General features: G+C 40.1%; 25 protein-coding genes. 21 read left to right on the forward strand and 4 right to left on the reverse strand.

The window, feature by feature from the left end; translation table 11 throughout:
* The first annotated feature begins 10 nt into the window (after positions 1–10).
* Entirely contained in the window at positions 11–214 is a 204-nt protein-coding gene (rpmE, locus tag SG0102_RS01765) for a 50S ribosomal protein L31 (RefSeq protein ID WP_125118360.1), read from the forward strand.
* Positions 215–283: 69 nt separating this feature from the next.
* On the opposite strand, the gene SG0102_RS01770 is transcribed toward rpmE, so the two are convergent.
* Positions 284–862, reverse strand: a complete 579-nt coding sequence (locus SG0102_RS01770; RefSeq protein WP_125118361.1) for a cytidylate kinase-like family protein — start codon at positions 860–862, stop codon at positions 284–286.
* Between the two features lie 123 nt (positions 863–985).
* Here SG0102_RS01770 and SG0102_RS01775 point away from each other — a divergent pair, with 123 nt between their 5' ends.
* The 8 genes from SG0102_RS01775 to SG0102_RS01810 all read left to right on the forward strand — a co-directional run bounded on the left by SG0102_RS01775 (position 986) and on the right by SG0102_RS01810 (position 8521).
* Positions 986–1738, forward strand: a complete 753-nt coding sequence (locus SG0102_RS01775) for an MBL fold metallo-hydrolase (protein ID WP_125118362.1) — start codon at positions 986–988, stop codon at positions 1736–1738.
* The gene (gene rlmH, locus SG0102_RS01780) at positions 1728–2207 is read left to right on the forward strand and encodes a 23S rRNA (pseudouridine(1915)-N(3))-methyltransferase RlmH (RefSeq protein WP_125118363.1); all 480 of its coding nucleotides are present in this window, start codon (positions 1728–1730) and stop codon (positions 2205–2207) included. Before SG0102_RS01775 ends, rlmH begins: the two co-directional genes overlap by 11 nt.
* A 108-nt stretch (positions 2208–2315) precedes the next feature.
* Positions 2316–3215, forward strand: coding sequence for a methylenetetrahydrofolate reductase [NAD(P)H] (gene metF / locus SG0102_RS01785; RefSeq protein WP_231999839.1), 900 nt, complete (start codon positions 2316–2318; stop codon positions 3213–3215).
* Positions 3215–3856: a vitamin B12 dependent-methionine synthase activation domain-containing protein gene (locus SG0102_RS01790; protein ID WP_125118365.1), complete on the forward strand. Its 642-nt coding sequence runs from the start codon at positions 3215–3217 to the stop codon at positions 3854–3856. Before metF ends, SG0102_RS01790 begins: the two co-directional genes overlap by 1 nt.
* A gap of 1 nt (position 3857) precedes the next feature.
* Complete coding sequence (locus SG0102_RS01795) at positions 3858–6236, forward strand: homocysteine S-methyltransferase family protein (RefSeq protein WP_125118366.1); 2379 nt, start codon at positions 3858–3860, stop codon at positions 6234–6236.
* A gap of 5 nt (positions 6237–6241) precedes the next feature.
* The gene (locus SG0102_RS01800; RefSeq protein ID WP_125118367.1) at positions 6242–7630 is read left to right on the forward strand and encodes a prenyltransferase/squalene oxidase repeat-containing protein; all 1389 of its coding nucleotides are present in this window, start codon (positions 6242–6244) and stop codon (positions 7628–7630) included.
* Positions 7630–7998, forward strand: a complete 369-nt coding sequence (locus SG0102_RS01805; RefSeq protein ID WP_125118368.1) for a DUF4430 domain-containing protein — start codon at positions 7630–7632, stop codon at positions 7996–7998. The genes SG0102_RS01800 and SG0102_RS01805 overlap by 1 nt, the downstream gene beginning before the upstream one ends.
* Positions 7985–8521, forward strand: a complete 537-nt coding sequence (locus SG0102_RS01810) for an ECF transporter S component (protein ID WP_125118369.1) — start codon at positions 7985–7987, stop codon at positions 8519–8521. The genes SG0102_RS01805 and SG0102_RS01810 overlap by 14 nt, the downstream gene beginning before the upstream one ends.
* Positions 8522–8548: 27 nt before the next feature.
* Here SG0102_RS01810 and SG0102_RS01815 read toward each other — a convergent pair whose 3' ends face one another.
* Positions 8549–10615: an elongation factor G gene (locus SG0102_RS01815; RefSeq protein WP_125118370.1), complete on the reverse strand. Its 2067-nt coding sequence runs from the start codon at positions 10613–10615 to the stop codon at positions 8549–8551.
* 197 nt (positions 10616–10812) lie between these two features.
* On the opposite strand from SG0102_RS01815, the gene SG0102_RS01820 reads away from it, so the two are divergent.
* The 8 genes from SG0102_RS01820 to SG0102_RS01855 all read left to right on the forward strand — a co-directional run bounded on the left by SG0102_RS01820 (position 10813) and on the right by SG0102_RS01855 (position 16604).
* Positions 10813–11097, forward strand: a complete 285-nt coding sequence (locus tag SG0102_RS01820; protein ID WP_125118371.1) for a hypothetical protein — start codon at positions 10813–10815, stop codon at positions 11095–11097.
* A complete protein-coding gene (locus SG0102_RS01825; RefSeq protein ID WP_125118372.1) occupies positions 11084–11569 on the forward strand; it encodes a peptidylprolyl isomerase in 486 nt (161 codons plus the stop codon). The genes SG0102_RS01820 and SG0102_RS01825 overlap by 14 nt, the downstream gene beginning before the upstream one ends.
* Before the next feature lie 128 nt (positions 11570–11697).
* Positions 11698–12315, forward strand: a complete 618-nt coding sequence (locus SG0102_RS01830) for a GyrI-like domain-containing protein (protein WP_125118373.1) — start codon at positions 11698–11700, stop codon at positions 12313–12315.
* Positions 12316–12395: 80 nt separating this feature from the next.
* Entirely contained in the window at positions 12396–13148 is a 753-nt protein-coding gene (xth, locus tag SG0102_RS01835; RefSeq protein ID WP_125118374.1) for an exodeoxyribonuclease III, read from the forward strand.
* Positions 13145–13684, forward strand: a complete 540-nt coding sequence (gene yfcE, locus SG0102_RS01840; protein WP_125118375.1) for a phosphodiesterase — start codon at positions 13145–13147, stop codon at positions 13682–13684. Before xth ends, yfcE begins: the two co-directional genes overlap by 4 nt.
* Before the next feature lie 63 nt (positions 13685–13747).
* On the forward strand, positions 13748–14455 hold the full coding sequence (locus tag SG0102_RS01845) for a GntR family transcriptional regulator (protein ID WP_125118376.1): 708 nt from the start codon (positions 13748–13750) through the stop codon (positions 14453–14455).
* A 152-nt stretch (positions 14456–14607) separates the two neighbouring features.
* Positions 14608–15990, forward strand: coding sequence for a PTS sugar transporter subunit IIC (locus tag SG0102_RS01850; protein ID WP_125118377.1), 1383 nt, complete (start codon positions 14608–14610; stop codon positions 15988–15990).
* A 119-nt stretch (positions 15991–16109) separates the two neighbouring features.
* A complete protein-coding gene (locus tag SG0102_RS01855) occupies positions 16110–16604 on the forward strand; it encodes a hypothetical protein (protein ID WP_125118378.1) in 495 nt (164 codons plus the stop codon).
* 45 nt (positions 16605–16649) lie between these two features.
* Here the strand turns inward: SG0102_RS01855 and SG0102_RS01860 are convergent, their stop codons facing one another.
* Positions 16650–17327 (reverse strand): response regulator transcription factor, encoded by a 678-nt coding sequence (locus SG0102_RS01860; RefSeq protein WP_125118379.1) that lies wholly within the window; start codon positions 17325–17327, stop codon positions 16650–16652.
* Between the two features lie 174 nt (positions 17328–17501).
* On the opposite strand from SG0102_RS01860, the gene SG0102_RS01865 reads away from it, so the two are divergent.
* The 4 genes from SG0102_RS01865 (at position 17502) to SG0102_RS01880 (ending at position 22308) form a co-directional block, all read left to right on the forward strand.
* Complete coding sequence (locus tag SG0102_RS01865; RefSeq protein ID WP_125118380.1) at positions 17502–19583, forward strand: glutamine synthetase III family protein; 2082 nt, start codon at positions 17502–17504, stop codon at positions 19581–19583.
* Between the two features lie 269 nt (positions 19584–19852).
* Positions 19853–20314: a GNAT family N-acetyltransferase gene (locus SG0102_RS01870; protein ID WP_125118381.1), complete on the forward strand. Its 462-nt coding sequence runs from the start codon at positions 19853–19855 to the stop codon at positions 20312–20314.
* Positions 20315–20411: 97 nt separating this feature from the next.
* A complete protein-coding gene (locus tag SG0102_RS01875; RefSeq protein WP_125118382.1) occupies positions 20412–21827 on the forward strand; it encodes a glycoside hydrolase family 1 protein in 1416 nt (471 codons plus the stop codon).
* 37 nt (positions 21828–21864) lie between these two features.
* On the forward strand, positions 21865–22308 hold the full coding sequence (locus SG0102_RS01880) for a VanZ family protein (RefSeq protein ID WP_157982946.1): 444 nt from the start codon (positions 21865–21867) through the stop codon (positions 22306–22308).
* Between the two features lie 17 nt (positions 22309–22325).
* Here SG0102_RS01880 and SG0102_RS01885 read toward each other — a convergent pair whose 3' ends face one another.
* Positions 22326–24176 (reverse strand): ABC-F family ATP-binding cassette domain-containing protein, encoded by a 1851-nt coding sequence (locus SG0102_RS01885; RefSeq protein ID WP_125118384.1) that lies wholly within the window; start codon positions 24174–24176, stop codon positions 22326–22328.
* Between the last annotated feature and the right edge of the window lie 9 nt (positions 24177–24185).

Here is a 24185-nt window from a genome sequence, read left to right on the forward strand (position 1 = left end):
GATAATCAAAATGAAAAAAGGAATTCATCCAAATTACAAAAAAGTAAAAGTAATCTGTACATCATGTGGTAACACATTCGAAACTGGTTCAGTTTTAGATGAAATTCGTGTTGATACTTGCTCAAACTGCCATCCATTCTATACTGGTAAACAGAGATTTGCTAGTGCTGATGGACGTGTAGAAAAGTTCAACAAGAAATATGGTTTAAAATAATGACAGATGGGAATAGAGAGCAGTGCTCTCTATTTTTTTTCATCAAAAAGATCAGCGGATCCGCTGATCTTATAGCTGTTTATACATTTCAACGATGATTTTTGCGGCTTCATCTAAGCCGAAATCACTATTGATTGTCAAATCAAAGTTTTTGAGTGCACCCCATTTATTAGTGGTGTAGTAATTATAGTAGTTTTCACGTTTCTTATCCCTTGATTTGACATATTTGAGTTCATTATCATGTACTTCTTTATAGTCATCACGTACCCGTTTGACACGTGATTCGATTGGCGCATGAATGAAGACTCTTAAAACCTGGGAAAAATCTTCCAGGATGTAATCGGCACAGCCGTTGACGATGATGCAGGAATCATGCGAAGCAAGATGTCTGATAATTTTCGACTGGGTCGCAAAGACCTGATCGTTAAGGGGCATCTGGAAAGTTCCGCCCGACATCGTATAGAGGAAACCGGAACTGCGTTCCTGTGACGCTTTACGAATGGTGCGAATATCGAAACCGAGTTCTTCGGCAGCGAGATCGATAATCTGGTTATCGTAATATACGAGACCAAGCATATCGGCTACTTTCTGTGCGATCAGGCGACCGCCTGATCCGTATTCTCTTGCAATAGTAATGATTTTAGGCATAATCATCCCTCCTTTTTCTTTATTTTACCATATTTTTCATGCATATCTTTATAAAATAAACAAGAAGGAAAAAATCCACCCAAGAAAGGCGCTTCATGATATAATAAGGAAGCAGGTGAAAATATGAATTATTACGTTTTAGCGAGTGGTTCCAAAGGGAATGCGACCTTTGTCCATGAAGGACATACCGGGATTCTCATTGACTGCGGGATCACCAGAAAACAGCTCAATTACAAATTAGCGAGCTTAGGCTTTAGTGAAGATGATATTAACTATGTCTTTTTAACGCATGATCATTATGATCATAAGAAGAATATTCATACCTTTGATGCGAAGAAAATCTATAGCGGACAGGACAATATTCAGGACTTAGATAAAGCGCATATCTTAAAACCTTATACCCATTATCAGTTTGGAGACTTTGATGTAGAGACTTTAAAGATCTCTCATGATGCGACCAATCCGATGGCTTTTATCTTACGAGGCGAAGAGTCATTACTGTATATGACGGATACTGGTTATGTCTCTAAGAAGAATCGTGGATTGATTCATGACTTAAATTATTATATCATTGAAGCTAACCACGATGTCGAAATGTTAATGAAGACGAGAAGACCATTATTTCTTAAAAACCGTATATTAGGAGATATGGGACATCTCAATAACGAGTATAGTGCGCTTTTGATGTGTGAAGTGATGGGTCAGGATACTAAAGAAATAACCTTAGCGCATCTCTCACAGGAAGCCAATACAAAGGAATTGGCATTAAAGACTTATTATCAGGTCTTTGATGAACACCATATTCAATTTGATCACAAAAATATTAAAGTGGCCGATCAGGTCGATATCGTTTCAGGAGGAAGAAATGAAAATTAAGATTATTGGAGTTGGCAAACTCAAAGAAAAGTATCTCAAGGAAGGAACCGAAGAATACATTAAGAGAATTTCTGCATACGCTGATGTAGAAGTGATCGAAGTGGAAGATGAACCGATTCCTAAGAACCCTTCTTTAGCTCAGGAAGTTATGGTCAAAGCCAAAGAAGGACGCCGTGTCTTAGATAAAGTCAAACAGTCTGATTATATGATTTTATTAGACGTTGCTGGAACAGAATTGGATTCTGTCGATTTAAGCAAATATATCGAAAAGCAGATGTTAGATGGTCATTCTACTATTGCCTTCGTTTTAGGCGGTTCATTAGGGAATAGTGAAGATGTCTTAGAAAGAGCAGATTACCGCTTAAGCATGTCAAGAATGACGATGCCTCATCAGTTAGCACGCTTAGTGTTATTAGAACAGATCTATCGTTCATTCAAGATCATGAAAGGTGAAACATACCATAAATAATTTTTCAGGAAGCTTAAAGCTTCCTTTTTCTCTTTTTGGAGTATAATAAAGATATAGTTTTAACCTATAGTTAAGAGGCACTAATTTCTATAACCTCTATAGGGAATTATGTTTTATAATAAAAAAGACAAAGAGAGGGTATACAAAGTGAAAATTATTGATCGTTTACAGGAAGACAAAATCACATTATCATTTGAAGTCTTTCCACCAAAATATTCCAAGAACTATGACGCTGTTTCGCAGAAAGCCTTAGAGATTGCCAAGCTGCATCCGGATTTTATGTCCGTGACCTACGGCGCCGGCGGCGGAACGAGTGAATATACCGTGAATATCGCCAAAGAGATCCAGCAAAGGGAAGGCGTTGACGTCTTAGCCCATTTAACATGCGTCTCTTCCACCAAAGAGAAAGTGCATAATATGTTAGAGATCTTTAAAGCGAATGGCATTGAAAATATTATGGCCTTACGTGGTGATTTGCCAGATGGAGAAACACCGCATCATTATGAACATGCCTCAGAACTGATTAAAGAAATCAAAGCCTTTGATCCGAATTTCTGTATTGGCGGAGCCTGTTATCCAGAAGGACATCCAGAAGCACATAATAAAAATGTGGATATCGAAAATCTCAAAAAGAAAATCGATGCGGGCTGTGATTTCTTAACCTCCCAGATGTTCTTTGACAATGCCATCTTCTACAATTTCTTATTCCGCGCACGGGAAGCAGGCATCCAAGTGCCGATTGTGGCGGGCATTATGCCAATCACTAGAAAAGAGCAAGTAAAACGGGCGATCCAGTTATCTGGCTCCAGTGTGCCAGGTCGTTTCGTGTCCATGGTTGATGCCTTTGGCGACAATGAACCAGCGATGAAACAGGCTGGTATTATCTATGCGACCGAGCAGATTACGGATCTGATCGCTAACGGGGTTAAACATATTCATGTTTATACGATGAATAAACCAGATGTGGCCAAAGGCATTATGGATAACTTATCGGAGATTTTGAAGTAATGAAGCCTATTCGGAAAAGTGAAGTCTTACGTTATCTGGGCTATAAGAAACATATGGATATCTCCGCAGAAACCGATCAGCTTGTCGATGAATGCATTGAAGACTTGAAAAAAGTGATTCAGCCGTCAATGACTTATCAGCGTTTTCCTCTTATTCGTCATGATGGAATCTTGGATATTTCCGGCATGGAAATATCTTCTCAAAGTTTATCGAAGAACTTAGAGAACTGTGAGGAAGTCTATCTGTTTGCGGCGACGGCGGGAATCGGTATTGACCGGATGATCAAACGAGCGGAATTAACCAATATGGCTAAAGCCGCCATTTATCAGGCGGCGGGGGCTGAAATCGTTGAATGTATCTGCGACGAACTGAATGAAAAGCTAGCCGCGAAAGTGAAGGAAGAGGGGTACTTCCTGAAACCGCGCTTTTCTCCTGGCTATGGGGATACGACCCTGGAATTGCAAAAAGATTTTGAGCGGTTATTACATATGTCGGAGATTGGCATTCATTTAAATGCCTCACTCTTAATGGTCCCTTCTAAAAGCGTGACCGCTTTTATTGGGATCACCAAGCAAAAACAAAAACGACAATCTGGATGCGCGTCGTGTGATCGTCTGGATTGCCCGGCAAGGAGGGAATAAAGTGACATTTTTAGAGCGATTAGGAAAAGAATGGCTATTCTGGGATGGCGGTACCGGTACGATTTTACAAAGCTGGGGTCTCAAAGCTGGGGAACTGCCAGAGCGCTGGAATATCGAACATCCTGAAAAAATCGTTGAACTTAATAGAATGTATTTCGAAGCGGGCAGTGATATCGTCAATACCAATACCTTTGGCGCTAATAGTTTAAAACTCCCTGGCGAGGTTGAAGCGGTTGTCACCGCCGCGGTGGAAAATGCGAAAAAAGCCCGCTTATTAGCGGGGCGTGATAATGATGGCTATATTGCCTTAGATATGGGCCCAACGGGAAAATTACTGGAGCCGCTTGGCGACTTGCCTTTTGAAAAAGCCATTGATCTTTATAAGGAAGTGGTGCGTGCCGGCGTAAAAGCTGGTGTTGATCTCATCCTTATTGAGACGATGACGGATTCTTATGAAATGAAAGCTGCCGTTTTAGCGGCTAAAGAAGAAAGCGACTTACCCGTTTGTGTGACCATGACCTTTGATGAAAAGGGAAAACTGTTAACGGGGGGCACTCCGGAAGCGATGGCCGCAATGCTTGAAGGATTGCGTGTTGATGCCATCGGCGTCAACTGCGGCCTTGGTCCTAATCAGCTAAAGCCATTTGTGGAACGCTTATGCGACGCCTCTTCATTGCCAATTATTGTCAATCCTAATGCTGGCTTACCAAAAAACAAAGATGGTGTGGATTACTATGATATGGGGCCAGAGGAATTTACCGATTATATGGCGGATATTGCCCGCACTTGTGATGTAGCCGTATTAGGCGGCTGCTGCGGGACAACGCCGGATTATATTCGTTTAGAAAAAGAGAAGTGTCTCGCGATACCTTTTCGAAAGCCAACGGTGAAACATCATAGTCGCGTGACCTCTTTCTCGCAGGTTGTTGAGATTGGGAAAAAGCCCGTTATTATTGGGGAGCGTATTAACCCAACCGGGAAAAAGAAATTCAAAGCGGCGTTAAAAGAGCATGATATCAACTATATCTTATCGCAGGGTTTAGAGCAGGAAGATGCAGGTGCGCATATTCTTGATGTCAATGTTGGGTTACCGGGCATTGATGAACCGGCAATGTTAGTTGAAGTGATGACGAAACTGCAGAGCGTGCTCGCTTTACCGCTGCAGATTGATACCGGTGATGTCGTGGCGATGGAAAAAGCCTTACGCGCTTATAACGGGAAACCGATGTTAAACAGTGTGAATGGCAAACAGGAAACGATGGATGCCGTTTTTCCATTAGTCGCAAAGTACGGCGCCGTCGTTGTGGCGCTGGCGTTAGATGAACGCGGCATTCCGCAAACCAGTGATGAACGTATTGAAATTGCCCAGAAGATTTACAAAGAAGCGGCGAAATATGGGATCTCAAAAGATGATATTGTCATTGATGGCTTAGCCATGACCGTTTCCTCTGATCCAACATCCGCCTTAACAACATTAGAGACAATCCGCCGGATTCGTGATGAATTACGTGGTCATTCGATTTTAGGGGTTTCCAATATTTCTTTCGGGTTACCGAACCGTAAAGTTTTAAATGCGAACTTCTTTACCATGGCGATGCAGAATAGTTTATCCTGCGCGATTGTCAACCCGAACTTAAGTGCGATGATGGATAGCTATCGGGCTTATATTGCCTTATGCAATTTAGATACGAACTTTAATGAATATATTACCGCTTATGCGGATGTCAAAGCGGCGTCCGTAAAGAAAGAATCCCAGGCGATGAGCTTATATGAAAGTATTAAACGCGGGATGGATCAAAATGCGGCCGCGGCGACGAGAGAAGGGTTAAAGACCAAAGATGGTTTAACGCTGATTAATGAAGAGTTAATTCCCGCTTTAGATGAAGTAGGGAAAGGCTTTGAAAAAGGGACACTCTTCTTACCGCAGCTTCTTATGAGCGCCGAAGCTGCCAAAGCAGCCTTTGCGGTCGTTAAAGAATCAATGCAGGGCCAAGCGCGTGAAGTCAAAGGACGTATTATCTTAGCGACAGTGAAAGGCGATGTTCATGATATTGGGAAGAATATCGTGAAAGTCATGTTAGAAAACTATGGCTTTGAAGTCTTAGATTTAGGCAAAGATGTGCCGCCGGAAAAGATTGTTCAGGTGGCGTTAGATGAAAATATTCGTTTAGTGGGTTTAAGTGCTTTGATGACCACGACAGTTGTCTCAATGGAAGAAACGATTAAACAGCTACGAGCCAAGAAGCCAGACACGTTAGTATGTGTTGGCGGGGCCGTGATGACCCAGGATTATGCCGATGAAATCGGTGCAGATGCGTATTGTAATGATGCAATGGAAACAGTGCATTATGCCAATAAAGTTTTTCATGTGGAGGAGTAAAAGATATGAAGAAAATTTTAACCGGCTTACTGTCAGCCGCAATGACGGTGTCAATGGCGACAACGGTGGCGTTAGCAGCCAATTCACAGACGAAGGTGAAACCAGCTTTAAACAAAGTGGTTGGCTACTACACCAAAAATAACACCCTCTCTTCGAGTGATCAGGTTATTTCTGTAGCTTCTTTAGGCTTAGATGCCTCAAGTAAAAGCTTCAAATTGGATCCTGATTATAAAAAGTCATTGGCATCTTTATCAACAAAATCTATTGGTGAATTTACGAAAGGAATCGTAGCCATTACCTTATTAGGTGATAATCCTGCTTCTTATCAGGGCAAGAATTATGTCAAAAGCTTAGAAGGCTTAGTCGCTAAAGATGGTTCCATCAAAGGAACAACTGGCCCTAACCAATCTGTTTATGCACTTTATGCTTTAGAGTCAGTTAATTCATCTAAAGTTTCTGTGGCCGCTAAATACTTAGCTTCACAGGCTATGGATAACGGAGCTTTCTGGTATAACTACAATGGCAAGTTTGCGGATGATGCAACGACGGCCTGGGTCATTGAAGCATTAACTTTAGCCAATAAAAAAACATATGCCCCTGTTATTAATAAAGCTTTTGCCTATTTAGAAGGCGGCTATAAGCAGGATGGCTCTTATGACAATAGCGGTTTTGGTGGTAACGCGGATACGCAATCTTGCGTCTTACAGGCTTATGCCGTTTACAATAAAAAGTCAATGAAAACGAAAGCGGTAGATTATCTGCTTTCAAAACAGTTAGATGATGGTTCATTTAGTGCTCTTAACTATACAACAGGTAAGGAAGAAAGCAACGCTTATACAACGGTTGAAGCAGCGCGCGCTTTAGGTACATATACTTATGGCTCTGTTTATCAGCAAGCTGCTGCTTTCAATGCCTCATATCATAAACTGACAAAAGATAACGTGAAGTTATCAAAGACGACTTATGTTTATAATGGTAAACGCCAGCAGCCAACCGTCAAAGTCACTTATGACAAAAAAGCTCTTAATAAGAAAAACTACGTTGTCACATTACCAAAAGAAGCTAAGAAAGTTGGCAAATATACGATCACGGTCAAAGGAAAGGAAGATTATAAGGGCATTGTTAAAGTCACTTATACAATCACTCCGGCAGCGGTGAAAGTCAAGAGCGTGAAAGGCGTCAAGAAAGGCTTTGTTGTATCTTATCAGAAAGCGCCTAAAACAACTGTGCAGGTGGCTTATACTTTAGACAAGAAAACAACCTATAAAAAGACGACTAAATCAGTCTTAAAAGTTTCTGCTTTAAAAGCTGGTAAAACATACGATGTGAAAGTCCGTGCTTTACAGAATGGGGTTTATGGACCTTGGTCTAAGAGTGTTCAGGTGAAAGCTTAATGCGAAAGATTCTTATTTGCCTGATGTTAGCACTCGGCTTAGTGATCAGTCCGGTCAGTGCGAAAAAGAAAAAGGCTATGGTGACGCTAAAAGTTATTGGTATTCATAAAACTTTTTACAACAAAAAACTGAGTTATAAAAAAGGAGAAACAGCTTATACGCTTTTAAAGCGCAGTAAGCTTAAACTGAAAACCAAAGGCTTTGGGCCGTTCCTCTATGTTTCATCGATCAATGGCTTGGCGGAAAAGACGCATGGCAATCTTTCAGGCTGGATGTATAAAGTTGGGAAAAAAGCGCCTAATGTGGGGGCGAATGCTTATAAGCTGAAGGCTAATATGAAAGTCACATGGTATTATGTCAATTATTAAATTCCCGTCGGTTAAAGAAATTGCGTTAATTGGGATCTTAGCTGCAGTGAATATCGCTTCGCGATTATTCCTGCAGTTTTTGCCCAATATTAAACCGGTGACCGCGATTATTATTTTATCAGTCATGCTCTTTGGCTTAGCCTTTGGCTTAAAACTGACGATTGTCACAACGATCGTTTCTGATGTCTTTTTAGGCCTTGGCTTATGGACGGTGTTTCAGATTCTGGCCTGGAGCGTGATTTGTCTTTTGACGAGTTTATTAATGATTCCTTATCGTCGGAAAGAACATGGACCGCCGTTAATACCGATGGCCATTTACAGTGCCGCGATGGGCTTTGTCTTTGGTTTTGTCGTCTCTTTTGAACAGTTTGTTTATGGCGGCTGGGGTCTTTTTATTCCTTACTACATCGCCGGGCTGAGTTTTGATGCTTTGCATGCTGGAGGCAATTTCTTTTTCTATCTCATCTGTGCCCCGATTCTGATGAAAGTGATGAAAAATGAAGCTAAAAAATTAGTACATTAAAAGGCTGCTTATTGGCAGCCTTTCATTTTATTCTTTTGGTTTACGAGCGGCGATCACGCGCTGCTGTAAAGTGGAATCCATGAATTCATAATCTAAGAATTCCTGATCGAAGAAGCCCTGACCTTGCGTCATCGAACGTAAGTCAATCGCATAGTTCATGATTTCTGTCTGTGGCGCTTCAGCGGTAATCTTCATGATGCGGTCATCTAAGATTTCCTGACCGATGACACGGGCACGATGTTTATTGAAATGCGACATAATATCGCCCATGAATTCTTCTGGTACATAAACATTGATCGTGACATATGGTTCTAATAAAGCTGGTTTCGCTTCTGGCAATGCTTCCTTGAAGCACATAATCGTGGCTGTCTTGAAGGCTTGTTCACTAGAATCGACAGAGTGATAAGAACCATCGAGTAAAGTGGCTTTTAAGCCTAAAACTGGATAAGAGGCTAAAACACCATGCTTGCAGGCTTCCTGTAAGCCTTTTTCAACAGCTGGGAAATAGCTCTTAGGGACGGCGCCGCCAAAGACTTGTTCTTCAAAGACATAAGCGGTGCTGTAGTCATGAGATGGTTCGAATTTAATTTCGACATCACCATACTGGCCATGACCGCCAGATTGTTTCTTGTATTTTGTACGATGGGTGACTTCGCCACGAATGGTTTCGCGATAAGGGATGATAATATCATCTAAAGCCACTTCAACTTTGTATTTATTCTTTAAGCGAGAGACAACTGAGTCTAAGTGAATATCACCTAAACCATAGAGGCACTGCTGAGATGTTTCGGCATTGGTTACAAAACGCAGGCAAGGATCTTCTTCGAGGAAACGCGCGAGCGCTGCCGAGATCTTGTCTTCGTTCGTTTTGCCAAGCGGACGAATAGCACGGCCATAATATGGCTGTGAGAATTTGATCGGTTCGACTTCGATTGGGAAGTTTTTATCGGATAAGACATCATTGGTCTTGGTATGATCGAGTTTCTGAATGGCCCCGATATCACCGGCGTTGAGTTCATCAACTTCAATCATGTTCTTGCCCTGCATAATATACAGCTTCGCTAATTTTTCTTCCCCTTTATTACGCTGATTAATGAGTGTCATATTCGGACGGATCGTCCCGGTTAACACCTTGATTAATGAAATACGACCGATAAATGGGTCAGAATAAGTTTTGAAAACCTGCGCTGCAGGCGGCAACTTTTCATCGAAACCGATGATTTCATCTTCATCGGTCAGATTATTATGAATGATGAAGGAATTGCTCATATCACCGCTGGCGCTAAAGAACGCTACCATCGAATTTAAAATGATGGAAATACCAATCTGATCAGTGCCGCAAAGCACCGGAATCAAGGTCTTATTGACTACGCCAAGGCGTAAAGCCTGAGAAATCTCTTCACGTGTAAATGGTTCTTCATTGAGATATTTCTCTAATAATTCATCGCTGGTGTTAGCGACGGCTTCATCGATCATCGCTTTAACCGGTTCAATGAGATCATCCATACCTTCAGGAATAGGACAAGGATGGGTCTGATCACCTTCAAAACGACGGCCTTCCATTTTCGCGACATTGACATAGCCGACCATTTTTTCGCCTTCCATGATTGGCACCTGGATTGGGGCGATGACTTTGCCATAGGTATCCTGTAATTCTTTCAGCTTTTCATGATAATTGCCATTTGGTTTATCGATGCCGTTGATATAAATCATGCGGGCTTTATCGTGTGCTTTATACATCGCTTCTTTAGTTCCGGTGGTCAAGCCTTTGGTGGCTGGGACGATGATTAAAACACTTTCTGATACCGCTAAGGCTGCATCGACTTCACCATTGAAATCAAAAGCACCCGGAGTATCAAGTAAATTGATTTTACAGTTATTCCATTCCACAGGAATAGGGGTCAAAGAAATTGAAGACTGACGTCTGACTTCTTCGGGATCATAATCGGAAAGCGTGTTTCCGCGTTGAATTGTTCCAACTTGGCCTATCTGACCACTACGATAAGCCATGGCCTCAATTACGGATGTCTTGCCACTTCCTGAGTGTCCGAGAACCGCAACAGTGCCCATTTCGTTGGAGTGATAGTTTCTCATGTTATCATCTCCTTTTTGCTTTATTACTAAATAAAGAAACTTTCTGATTCCATTCTAGCACAATGATTTAAAAAGGAAAACGCTTCCAGCATTTTCTTAAAAAATTTTTATGACTTTTTGAAGAAAGACGAAAATGCTTTTTTGACCATTCTAATAGTGATACAATAAGCTTTATATAAGAAAGCGAGAGAACAAATATGAATTATCCTGCAGTGATTTTATTGATTTTATTATTTGTTTCTAATGCAATGGCATTAGATTTCCTGTATAATGATAAAGCTAAATTTTCCGGCATATTTAATATATTAAGCTTATGTCTTGCCGTGGCCTTAGCTTATACCTTTGATCAGATCAAAAGTATTATGATCTTTTTAGGGGTGGCGGTCGTCATCGTGATTGCGATTGTGCTTGTGCGATGGCTATTGCGGCGCAAGCTGGAGAAAAAAACGAAAATAAAAGGAGAAACAGATGAAAACAATTAATTTCGAAATTGAAATGAATGATGGAGCTGTGATGAAAGGGGAATTATATCCTGAAGTAGCTCCAGAAACTGTCGATAACTTTGTTAATTTATGTCATGAACAATTTTATAATGGTTTAACATTCCACCGTGTCATTCCTGGTTTTATGATCCAGGGCGGTGACCCATTAGGAAATGGTACCGGCGGCAGCAAGAAAAAGATCAAAGGTGAATTCAATGCTAATGGATTCAAGAATGATTTATCACATAAACGCGGGGTTATCTCAATGGCGCGGGCAATGGATTATAACTCAGCGAGCTCACAGTTCTTTATCATGCATGCTGATTATCCATTCTTAGATGGTGATTATGCAGCTTTTGGTCAGGTGACTGAAGGTTTAGAAGAAGTGGATAAAATTGCGAACGTGCCAACTGGTCCAAATGATAAACCATTGACAGATGTTGTTATTAAAGAAATAAGAATTGTAGACTAAATATAAATGTAATTGTTTATATTTGTGGAAATCCCATCAATTGAGTTTAAAATTATAGATAATATGCAAGCTTTTTATAGAAATTTATGTGCAAATTCTATATAATTAAACAGTAGGAGGTTTTTCTGATGAAAGAAGGAATTCGTAAAGAATATAAAAAGGTCTACGATGCCTCTTCAAAGCGGATTGATATTGTCCAGGTCCCAGAGTTTAACTTTATTATGGTCGATGGAATCGGAAACCCGAAGGTTGAAGAGTTTAAGTTAAAGAAACATGCTTTAAAAATTCTCTCACAGGAGATACGTGAATATTTCAAAAAAGAAAAAGACCTTTTGTATCTTATTTCCCCTTTAGAAGGATTATGGGATACGTATGATAATTCACGCTTTGACGTGACCCGTAAAAAGATGATTCGTTTTACGTTAATGATGGCCCAGCCAAAACTGCTTGATGAAGCCACCTTCGAAATGATCAAACAGCGTACGGCTATTAAAAAGGATAATCCTTACATCGTTGATGTGTATCTGAAGAAATACTGTGAAGGCGAATGTGTCCAGACTCTCCACCGCGGTCCTTATAATACCGAGATTGAAGATACGAAGAAGCTGATGGAATATATCACAATTCAGAATATGAAGCTCGTAGGCTTCCATCATGAAATTTATCTGAAGGATGAAGAAAAAGTTGATGAAGAAAAACTAAAAACCATCATCAGATATGCGATTGAAGAAGAGCAAGGGATGTAAGTCTCTTGTTTTTTATTTGCATAATTGCTTTCAAAGGGTAAAATCTTTGGTAAAGTAGTAGGTAAGAGGAGGGTGATCCTATGAAATTTATTTCGTGGAATGTAAACGGCATCAGAGCCGCCGTTAAGAAAGGCTTTGAAGATTTCTTTAAAGAAGCGGATGCAGATATTTTTGCGATCCAGGAAACCAAAGCGCAGCCAGAGCAGATCGCTTTAGATTTTCCAGATTATCATATGTACACCAATTCAGCCGTGAAGAAGGGCTACAGCGGGACCGCCGTATTTACTAAAAAAGAGCCTTTAAACGTGACTTATGGCATTGGCAAGGAAGAACATGATCAGGAAGGAAGAGTTATTACCTGTGAATTTGAAGATTTCTATTTTGTGACCTGTTATACGCCTAATTCGCAAACTGAATTAGCCAGACTGGATTACCGGATGCAGTGGGAAAAGGATTTCTTAGCGTATTTGGATGCTTTAGATGAAAAAAAGCCAGTTGTTTTATGCGGTGATTTAAATGTGGCACATCATGAAATTGATTTAAAAAATCCCCAGAGCAATCATAAAAATGCGGGCTTTAGTGATGAAGAACGCTCAGCGATGACGCGTTTATTAAGTCATGGATACATTGATACCTATCGTTACTTCTATCCTGATCAAGTGGAATACAGCTGGTGGAGCTATCGCTTTAAATCAAGAGAAAGAAACGCTGGCTGGCGCATTGACTATTTTATTGTCTCAAAACGGTTTATTGAACACTGCCGCGATGCTAAAATATATACCGATGTGATGGGCAGTGATCATTGCCCGGTGTCTTTGGAGGTTAATCTATGAGAATAATGATTATTTCTGATATTCATGGGGATTATGACTGTCTCAAAAATGTCTTAGATTTCTATGAAGAGAAGCAGTGTGATCAGCTGATTATTTTAGGGGATCTGCTTTACCATGGTCCCCGCAATGATCTGCCAGCTGGTTATGCGCCTAAAAAATGTATTCCTTTGCTTAACAGTTATAAGGACCAGATTTTAGCGGTGCGGGGGAATTGTGATGCGGAAGTGGATCAGATGGTCTTAGCATTCCCCATGCGTAGTGATTATGCCTTAGAAAATATTGATGGGCATACATTCTTTATCACGCATGGTCATCTTTATGATGAAAAGCATATGCCATATCTTAAAAAAGGTGATGTGTATCTTTATGGTCATTATCATGTTCCGGTCTTTGAAGATCATGGCTATTATAAAGTGAATCCGAATTCTATTTCCCTAGCGAAGCAGGGAGAGAATGGTTTTCTCATCTACGAAAATGAAACTTTTACCCGTTATAACCTCGCTCATGAGATTTTGGAACAAAGAAAAATTGACTAATCAATAAAAAATGGTGAAAACGCTTTAAAAGTATGGTATTTTATATTTATGAGGTGAGGGAAAATGCCTAAATATAAAACAATCGCGGATGAGATCAGAGCGAAAATCTTAAACCACGAATATGAATTAGGGCAGAAGCTCCCCTATGAATATGTTCTTTGTGTAACTTATCACTGCAATAAAGAAACGATGAAAAAGGCCTTGGATATCCTTGTTAAGGAAGGCTATATTATCCGCCGCCGCGGAGCGGGGACATTTGTCAAGGATACGAAACCGGAAAATTTATCGACGCGGACGAATAATCGCTCTTTAACGATTCGCTATAAAGGTATCAAAAAGGTGACGACCGATGTGATCACCTTTGAGGTTATTCCCTGTGATGCGTTTCTCGCAGATAAACTGCATATTGAAGAAGGGGATTTTGTCTACCATATTATTCGTAACCGCTCTTTAGACGACGTGCCCTATGTTGTCGAGATCTCTTATATCCCATTAGCACTGATACCAAACTTAAAAATTGATATTTTGCGTCATTCTTTGTATGAATATGTTGTCTCTGCATTAAAGCTAAAAGTGCAGTCAACTTCCGTGGTGATCACGGCGGATGTGTCAGGGGATAATGAGCAGCAGTTTCTTGGCTTAAAAGCTGTCGAACCTTATATTCAGGAGGCCTGTATTTCTTATTTATCCGATGGCTCAGTGTTAGAGTATACGATGGATCGATTCCACTATAAAAGCTATGAGTTCAAAACCAATATTATCAGTCAGTAAGGCATTTATTTGCCTTGCTTTTTATTTTGTTAATGAGACATAGATGTTTAAAATAAAAATACCGTACTTTTGTTAAAGAAAGCGTTGACATTTGTCATTTGAGATTTTATACTATGGTTGTCGAAAATATTTCAAAGGGAGGAAAAAAGAATATGGACGGTTTTGCAGACGCATTGGGACGTGCTGGTGCTTGGGCAGGCCAAAACAAATATTTGGGTGCCATTAAGAACGCGTTCCAAAACTACATGCCAGCGACCATTGCCGGTGCAGTTGGCGTATTATGGTGTAACGTATTAGTTAACAATCAGACAGGTTTAGGAAAATTCTGGAGCGGAATTATGGTTCTGGAAGTTTTAAATCCGATCTTCTCCGCTATGCAGTTCGCCACAATTGGATGTATTTCAATTGGTATTTGTATGTTAGTAGGGCAGGAAATTGCCGAAGCTAACGGTGAAAAAGGTGCTTATCCAGCAGTTTTAAGCTTTATCTTATTATTAATGGTAACACCTACAAACTTCTCAATCTTCTATGATACAAAGAAGAAAGCAGCTTCTTATATCGCTGCCAATCGAACGGGCGCGATCGATGCCGCGACCAAGAGTTTTGGTAAAGCGGTTGGCTCATTCTCAGCAATTGAATCCTCTTACATTGCGGCAACTGGTTTGTTCACTGCTTTATTAGTGGGGATCATTGGTTTGGAAATTTATAACATGTTCCGTAAAAATGATCATTTAAAGATCAAGATGCCTGAACAGGTTCCACCTGGAGTTGCGAAAGCATTCGAAGTTTTAATTCCTACTGTTTTAACTTGTATCGTTGTTGGTTTGGTTGAATTAGTTGTTCAGTTATTAACTGGCTCTGAATTAAATGCTTTAATCTTCAACTCAGTACAAAAACCATTACAGAACATCATTGGTAACAATATTGTGGCTGTATGTGTACTTTATATCATTATCTCATTATTCTGGTGCGTTGGGATCCATGGTAACAACATGGTTTCTGGTGTTAAGGAACCAATCTTCAGACCATTACTTTACGCTAACGTAACAGCTTTCAGAAAAGGCGAAAAGATTCCTTATGTCTTCAACTTAACAATGTTACAGATGTTTGGTGAATTCGGTGGCTCTGGGGTTACAATCGGTTTAGTTATCGCGATCTTAATCTTCTCTAAACGTGAAGATAACAGAACAATCGCTGGTATCTCTCTTGTTCCAGGTTTATTCAATATCAATGAAACAGTGACATTTGGTATTCCACTTGTCTTAAACCCAATCTTAGATATCCCATTCTTATTAGCACCTTGTGTATGTTTAATTGTTGGTTATATCTTAATTAACATTGGCTTCTGTCCAAAAATCGTTGTGGAAGTTCCTTGGACTTGTCCACCAGTCATCTTCGGCTTTATCGCTACTGGCGGCAACATCTTCGGTGCCATCTCACAGTTAATCGTCATTGCTGTATCATTCTTAGTTTACACACCTTTCTTATTCATCTACGAAAGACAGCAGAACAAAGAATCTGCAGCTGCAGAATAACAAAAAACTATAAAGGAAGGTTCGCCTTCCTTTTCTTATACCCCTGGGCCATGAAAAATACCATACTTTTGTGGTGAGAGAAAGGGAATCATGATATAATATGCAAGAGGAGAAAGCGTATGGAAGAAAAGAAATTTGATGTCAAACCCAATACCCCGGTTGGTATTTTTCTAGCTATTTTAGCATTAATGGGGGTTTATTATCTTTACAAGTTTATTTATGGTTTCATGACTGCAGCGTCATTTTGGGTATATATCGTATTCTTAGCAGGGATGTTCTATTATTTCTTAGGCTGTCGTCCTTATCAGTATATTGTCTCGAATAAGGAAGTCATTAAGAAAAAACGATTATTCCCAGCTAGTCACTTGGACTTATTAAAAGCCGAAAATATTACCGATGCCGTGCCGCGGATGGCCGATCTGATTACGCGTCCGCATGCCATTGAAATTTATGATGAAAATAAGAAACGTTATAAATACTTCCCAAAGGATGTAGAAGGCTTTACGGGAGCAGTATTAGCACAGAACAAACGTATTCACTGCAATGTGGCTGCGTATACCGATCATCATCGGACCATTAAAAAAAGAGCGCGACGCGATCGTCGCAAAGCATAAGATACACTGCGGTGTATCTTTTTAAATACAGAAAAGGGGAAGATGCTATCTGACATCCATCATATAGCTTTCTTCCCCAAATTTACGGATATAGTGATCATATGATCCCGCTGCATTTAATTTATTAATGAGTGAGTTCATAATGGCGATCAGGGATGTCTGATCTTCATAGATTGCATTGCCCCAGAGCTTTTCAAAAAGCGCTGTATTAGAGTGTGGCTGGTAAGGCTGTTTAACTAAGACAGTGAGCAGTTTAAACTCTTTTTCGGTTAAAGATAAAACCTGATCATTAATGAAAGCGCTGCGGGTTGTTGTATCCAAAATAATATCTTTAAAACGATAGATATTTCTTGGCTTTAAGATACCATTGCGGTACACTGAGAGTAACTTCTGATAGATGTCCTCAATCGTATAAGGACGCGTCAGATAATCATCGGCACCGCTATCTAAGAGGCTTTCTAAATAGCTGCCAGAGACAGCATTGGTTAACACTAAGGTTAAGGCATTGCGATGCAGTTTATTGGCAATCAAAAGCTTCTTGAGATTTAAACGCGGAAAGGTTTCATGGATGATGATCATCGATGTGTTGATATTGTTTTCATCAAGATCATCAATAGTGCTAATCGTGGTCACGGGCATCTGATGACTTTCTAATAAAGCGCTTAGCTGAGCACTGAATTTGGGATCTTCATGAATCAGGGTCACGGTTAATTGGTTTAACATAATATTCACCTCTAAAACCTATTATAAAGCAAAGCGCGTCATAACTCTAGAATAATAAAAACTTAAAATGATAAAAATTTATCACATATTATTGACATGGGAGACATGTTTACCTATAATGGTACCCATAAAGAAGAGAATTCTTTATCTGAAACGCTAAGGAGGAACCCAAATATGGAGATGAAAGACCTACTCGATGAATATGGCTGCATGACTTTCAGTGATGATGTCATGAAAGAACGTATTCCAAAATCTACTTACAAAGCTTTCCATGAAGCATTAGACAATGGTGAAGCTTTACCTAAAGAAGTGGCAACGGTAATTGCCAATGCCATGAAGATCTGGGCAATTGAACATGGGGCAACCCATTTTACACATTGGTTTACACCAATGACTGGTTTAACAGCTGAAAAACACGATGCATTCTTAGAACCAACTCACGATGGTAGTGCGGTGTTAGAATTCAGTGGTAAAACATTAAGAAAAGGTGAACCTGATGCTTCTTCATTCCCTTCAGGCGGTTTACGTGCAACATTCGAAGCGCGTGGCTATACTGCTTGGGACTGTACATCACCAGCCTTTGTAAAAGATGGTTCATTATATATTCCAACATTATTCTGTTCTTATACTGGTGAAGCATTGGATAAGAAAACACCTTTATTAAGATCTGTTGATGCTTTATCGAAATCATCAGTACGTTTATTAAAGAAATTAGGCTTGGAAGACGTGACAAGCGTATCTGCTTCAGTAGGGGCTGAACAGGAATATTTCTTAGTCGCTGATGAATATTATCAGAAACGTATGGACTTACGTTTAACTGGCCGTACTTTATATGGTTCAATGGCTCCTAAAGGACAGGAACTTGAAGATCATTACTTTGGTTCAATCAAACGTAAAGTCGGTGCTTTCATGAAGGACTTAGACCGTGAATTATGGAAATATGGTATTCCTTCAAAGACAAAACATAACGAAGTGGCACCAGCACAGCATGAAGTTGCCTGTGTTTACGCAAAGGTGAATATCACTACTGATAACAACCACTTATTAATGCAGATCGCTCAGGATATCGCTAAGAAACATGGTTTAAGATGCTTATTACATGAAAAACCATTCGATGGCGTGAACGGTTCTGGTAAACATAACAACTGGTCAGTTACGACAAATACTGGTGTGAACTTATTCAATCCAGGTCCAAACCCAATTGAAAACTTACCTTTCTTAGCTACTTTAGCAGCAACTATTAAAGGTGTTGATGAATACGCTGAATTATTAAGAATGTCCGCTGCCAGCGCTGGTAACGATCATCGTTTAGGGGCGAATGAAGCACCACCAGCTATCATCTCAATCTTCTTAGGGGAAGAATTAGATGACTTAGTAGATACCATCGTGAATGGCACTGCGTTAAGTGATAACACGAAAGAAAGATTCAAAACGGGGGTTGCCGTTGTACCTGATTTCTCTAAAGATACAACTGACCGTAACAGAACATCTCCATTTGCCTTCACAGGTAATAAATTCGAATTCCGTGCCGTTGGTTCAGCACAGTCAGTCGCTGGTCCAAACACTGTTTTAAATACCATCTTAGCTGAAGAATTTGATCAGATCAGTGATGCCATTGATGCTGGTGAAAAACCAATGGATATCATCAAGAGATTCTTATCTGAACATAAACGTATCATCTTCAATGGTGATGGCTATTCTAAGGAATGGGAAGAAGAAGCGGCAAGACGTGGCTTACCAAACAACAAGAATACCGTTGATGCGGCAGACTGCTTATTAGATGAAAAGAATGTAGAATTATATTCTAAACATGGTGTTTATACAAAAGTCGAATTAGACTCACGTTATGAAATTATGTTAGAAAACTATTCTAATACCCTTCAGGTTGAAGGTTTAACGGCCTTAAAGATGGCGAAGAATGAAATCTATCCAGCCGTTGTTAAATACATCGGTAAAGTCGCTAAAGACGCAAAAGACTTAGCGGAATTAGGCGTTGATAACAGCTTCTTAAAAGCAAACTTAGAAGAATTAACCACTTTAGCAACGAAGATGAATGCCCAGATGGCTACCTTAGAAGAAAAGATCAATACTGTCAGATCTGCAGACTTAGACGTCAAGGAAACCGCTGTTTTCTGGCGTGATGAAGTCTTAACAGCAATGGCTGATTTAAGAGCTACTGCTGATAAGTTAGAAACATTAGTTGATGAAAAAGATTGGCCAATGCCTAACTACGTTGATTTAATGTTCGGTATCTAGAAAGGAGGGGGATGACCCCTTCTTTTGTTTTCAGGATCAAGCATTTCAGGGGTACTCATTATTTATCATTTTGTAGTTGGTTTTTTTAAATAATTTGATACAATCATTCCTGTAGATGGCACTCGGTGCAAAGAAAGTCCACGTTTATTCGTGGATTTTTTCTATTTTGTTTAGAGTGACGCGAGGACTATTTTTTTCATTCAGGTGAGATTGTTTTCAATTATTGAAAGGATATGATATAATTATCGTACAGCGTGGAGGTGCTCAATATGCGAATTAGATTATACAAACGAGATGATCTCGATGATATTATGAAGTTATATTACAATGCCGTTCATAACATTAATGCGCAGGACTATTCTGATGATGAATTAGATGTCATGGCCCCGCAGACTGCTGATCGTTATCACTGGGAAGCCAGTCTAGCGAAGAATCATACCATCGTTGCCGAAGGCGATGAAGGCTTACTTGGTTTTGGGAATATTGGCAGTACCGGTTTTCTCGATTGTCTTTATGTCGATGTCGATCATCTTCATGAAGGGGTCGCTGAGGCGATGTTAAAACACTTGGAAAACTATGCCAAAGCGAAAGGCAATCACATTATTAATGTGTATTCACCAATTACTGCTCAGGCCTTTTTTGAAAAACATGGCTATGCATTGATCGAAGAAGCGATCAGTGAGCATAAAGGTGTGCGTATTTTAAAATATCTTATGGAAAAGAAATTCTAGTCCCTCCCGCAGGGACTATTTTCTTTTCTAAAAAAGAAAAATATAAAGCGATTACAAAGATTCAATTATAATAGGAAACGAAAAGGAGAGAATAAAAATGTTAGATCAGAACTTAAAAAAATTTCCAAAAGATTTCTTATGGGGCGCTTCTACCAGTGCTTATCAGGTGGAAGGAGCCAACCATGAAGATGGCAAAGGCGATTCCTGCCAGGATGTCAAAGAGCTGCCAAAAGGCACGGCTCCTTTAGATGTCTGCGCCGATCATTATCATCATTATCGTGAAGATATTCAGTTAATGGCAGAAATGGGCTTTAAGACTTATCGTTTCTCCATCGCCTGGACCCGTATTTTACCTAATGGTATCGGCGATGTGAATCAGAAGGGGATCGATCATTACAATGATGTGATCAATACCTGCTTACAGTATAATATTGAACCATTAGTCACAATGTTCCATTTTGATATGCCTAATGCCTTAGATGAAAAAGGCTCATGGTCTAATCCCGAATCAGTGGACTGGTTTGAAAACTATGCGCGTGTGTTATTTGAAAACTTCGGTGATCGAGTCAAATACTGGTTAACGATCAATGAACAGAATATGTTAACGTTAGTCGGACCAATGATTGGCACGCTGCGTATTCCTGAAGGCACCAAGAATGTCGTTAAGGAAACATACCAGCAGAATCATCATATGTTAGTTGCGCAGGCCAAAGCGATGGTATTATGTCATCAGATGTGCCCAAGTGCAAAGATTGGTCCAGCTCCTAATATCTCATTAGTTTACCCAGCAAGCTGTAAACCAGAAGATATTCTGGCCGCTCAGGAATTCAATGCCATTCGTAACTGGCTCTATTTAGATATGGCTGTGTATGGCCGTTATAACAACTTAGTATGGCGTTATTTAGAAGAACATGATGCCACGCCTTCCTTTGCCCCAGGGGACAAAGAAGCTTTAGCGGAAGCACATCCTGACTTTATCGGTTTTAACTATTATAATACTGCAACCGTCAAACGCGCTGGCTTAGATGTGAAAAAGGACGAACATGCGGATCAGCAGAAAGGCTTAAGTGAACCAGGCTACTGTGAAGCTGTCGATAATCCAAACTTAGTAAAAACACAGTTTGGCTGGGAAATTGATCCATTAGGCTTTAGAGCAACAATGCGTGAAATCTATTCTCGTTATCATTTACCAATGATTGTCACCGAAAACGGCTTAGGTGCTTATGACAAGTTAGAAGATGGCAAAGTGCATGATGATTATCGTATCGCTTACTTAAAAGCGCATATTGAACAGGTGAAATTAGCTATTACTGATGGCGTTGAAATGATGGGTTACTGCCCATGGTCAGCACTTGACTTAGTCTCTACCCATGAAGGGATCCGCAAGAGATATGGCTTTATCTATGTCGATACCAGTGATGAAGAAGTAGGTTCTTTAAAACGTTATCGCAAAGATTCCTTCTATTGGTATAAGAAAGTCATCGCCTCAAACGGTGAAGATTTAAGCGAATAACCTTGCAAAAATGCACATGATCGCTATAATGGGGGTCATGAAAAAGATAAAATATTATATTCCCGCGATGATTATGCTGTGTGTGATCTTTGGCTTCTCTGCCCAAAACGGCAATGATTCCGGTCATTTATCAGATAGTATTTACTATTTCTTACAGGCTCATGTACCTTTGCCTTTCGCCAAGGATACGATGACCTTTGTCATTCGTAAATGTGCCCATATGACTGAGTTTGGGCTGTTAGGCTTATCATTCTTGTATGGTTTCTCACATAGCTTCTCGCAGCACTTATACAAAGTCTCTCTGGCACTGGTGTTTGTTTGCGGCTGTCTGGATGAATTCCATCAGCGCTTCAGCGCTGGGCGTTCGCCATCACTGCGTGATGCGCTCATTGATACCACCGGCGCTTTGATCTTCTTAAGTATCACGTACTTCATAACGCATCGTCAAAAAAGGGAAAATCGCGTATTAGAAAAGGTATAGGCTCACGTCTATACCTTTTATTCCTGCAGATTTTCCCATTCTTCCATCAAAGCTTCTAATTGTGTATTGAGCTTTTCAATTTCATCATTTAAAGCATTGTACTTTTCATAATCATTGATGATCTCTTCCTCATTTAATAAGGCTTCTTTTTCACTGATCGTATCTTCTAAAGCAGAAATTCCTTCTTCTAGCTTTTTGATACGGTTTTTCGTTTTACGATCTATTTCTCTTTTGGTAATCGTTACCGGTTTGTCTTTCTTTTCCTCAATGATTGGATGCTTATGAGCCATGTAATAGTCATAATCACCTTCATAGGTATGGGCCCCATGAGGCGTCATCTCAATGACTTTAGTCGCGATTTTATTAATAAAATAACGGTCATGGGAAATAAAGAGAATCGTTCCCGGGAAATCTAATAAGGCATCTTCTAATACTTCTTCACTCTGAATATCCAAATGGTTTGTTGGTTCATCAAGGATCAGGAAGTTCGCTTTATTTAAAAGCAGTTTGATCAGAATGACACGACCTTTTTCGCCGCCGGATAGATCACCGATCGTTTTAAAGACATCTTCGCCTTTAAAGAGAAAAGTCGCACAAATATTACGAATCTCGGTATTAGTCATACGTGGGTAGGTATCGGAAATCTCATCAAAGATGGTTTTGCTCATATCCAATGATGTCTGTTCCTGATCGTAGTAGCCGATCATCACTTTGACGCCAATTTTAATTTTGCCATGCGTTGGCGTGTAATCATGTAAAATGAGATGGAACATCGTTGTTTTGCCAATTCCATTAGGACCTAATAAGGCTGCTTTATCACCGCGTTTGATCTCAAAGGAAATGCCATCAAAAAGCGGATGATCAAAGGCCATCGCCAAATCTGTCACTTTCAAAACATCAAAGCCCGACACAACTTCTGGATCAAAGGCAATGCGAATACTTTGCGGCAAAGCTTCGGGCCGATCCAAGTGTTCCATTTTAGCGAGCGCTTTTTCTTTGGATTCCGCGCGTTTCACCTGTTTTTCCCGGCCATAAGATTTGAGCGTATCAATCGACTGCTGCATGCGTTTGATCTCTTTCTGGTTATTGAGATAATGCTTGAGTTCCACATCGCGATTATGTTTTTTAATGCGCGCATATTCACTGTAATGACAGTTATAGATCGTGGATTTGCCATGCTCAATTTCCATGATGGAATTGGTGACCTGATCGACAAAGTAACGATCATGGGACACCACAATGAGGGCTTTCGGATAGTTCTTGAGATAAGTTTCTAACCATTCAATCGATGCTAAATCGAGATGGTTGGTCGGTTCATCAAGTAATAATAAATCTGGTTTACGCAGTAATAACTGGCCTAAGCCAATACGGGTTTTCTGTCCGCCGGAAAGAATCCGCATCGGCGACGACCACATTTCTTCGGGGAAACCCAACCCGTTGAGAACGCCTTTGATCTGCGATTCCATCTCATAGCCATTGGCGGCATCAAACTGTGCGCTTAAGGCATCATATTCATGCATGATCTCATCGAGATGAGTGCTATTAGCCATCTGATTTTCAAGTTCGCGTAAACGTCTTTCAATCCCCATTAACTGGGCAAAGGGTTCTTCTAATGTTTCATAAATGCTTTTGTCTAAATCGAAGGCATGTTCCTGTGAGAGGTAGCCTATTTTTACTTGTTTTGCGATGGAAAGGGAGCCGCTGTCATAGCTTTCTTCACCGGTTAAAATATGGAGCAGAGTGGATTTCCCAGCCCCATTGACCCCAATGATCGCTAATTTATCATGGTCTTCCATCTTGAATGTTACATCTTTTAAGACGTCCTGACTAAGGTAAGACTTGCTTAAAGAGGAACAAGAGAGTATCATATTTCATCA

Source organism: Intestinibaculum porci (genome assembly GCF_003925875.1).
Lineage (GTDB): Bacteria > Bacillota_I > Bacilli_A > Erysipelotrichales > Coprobacillaceae > Intestinibaculum > Intestinibaculum porci.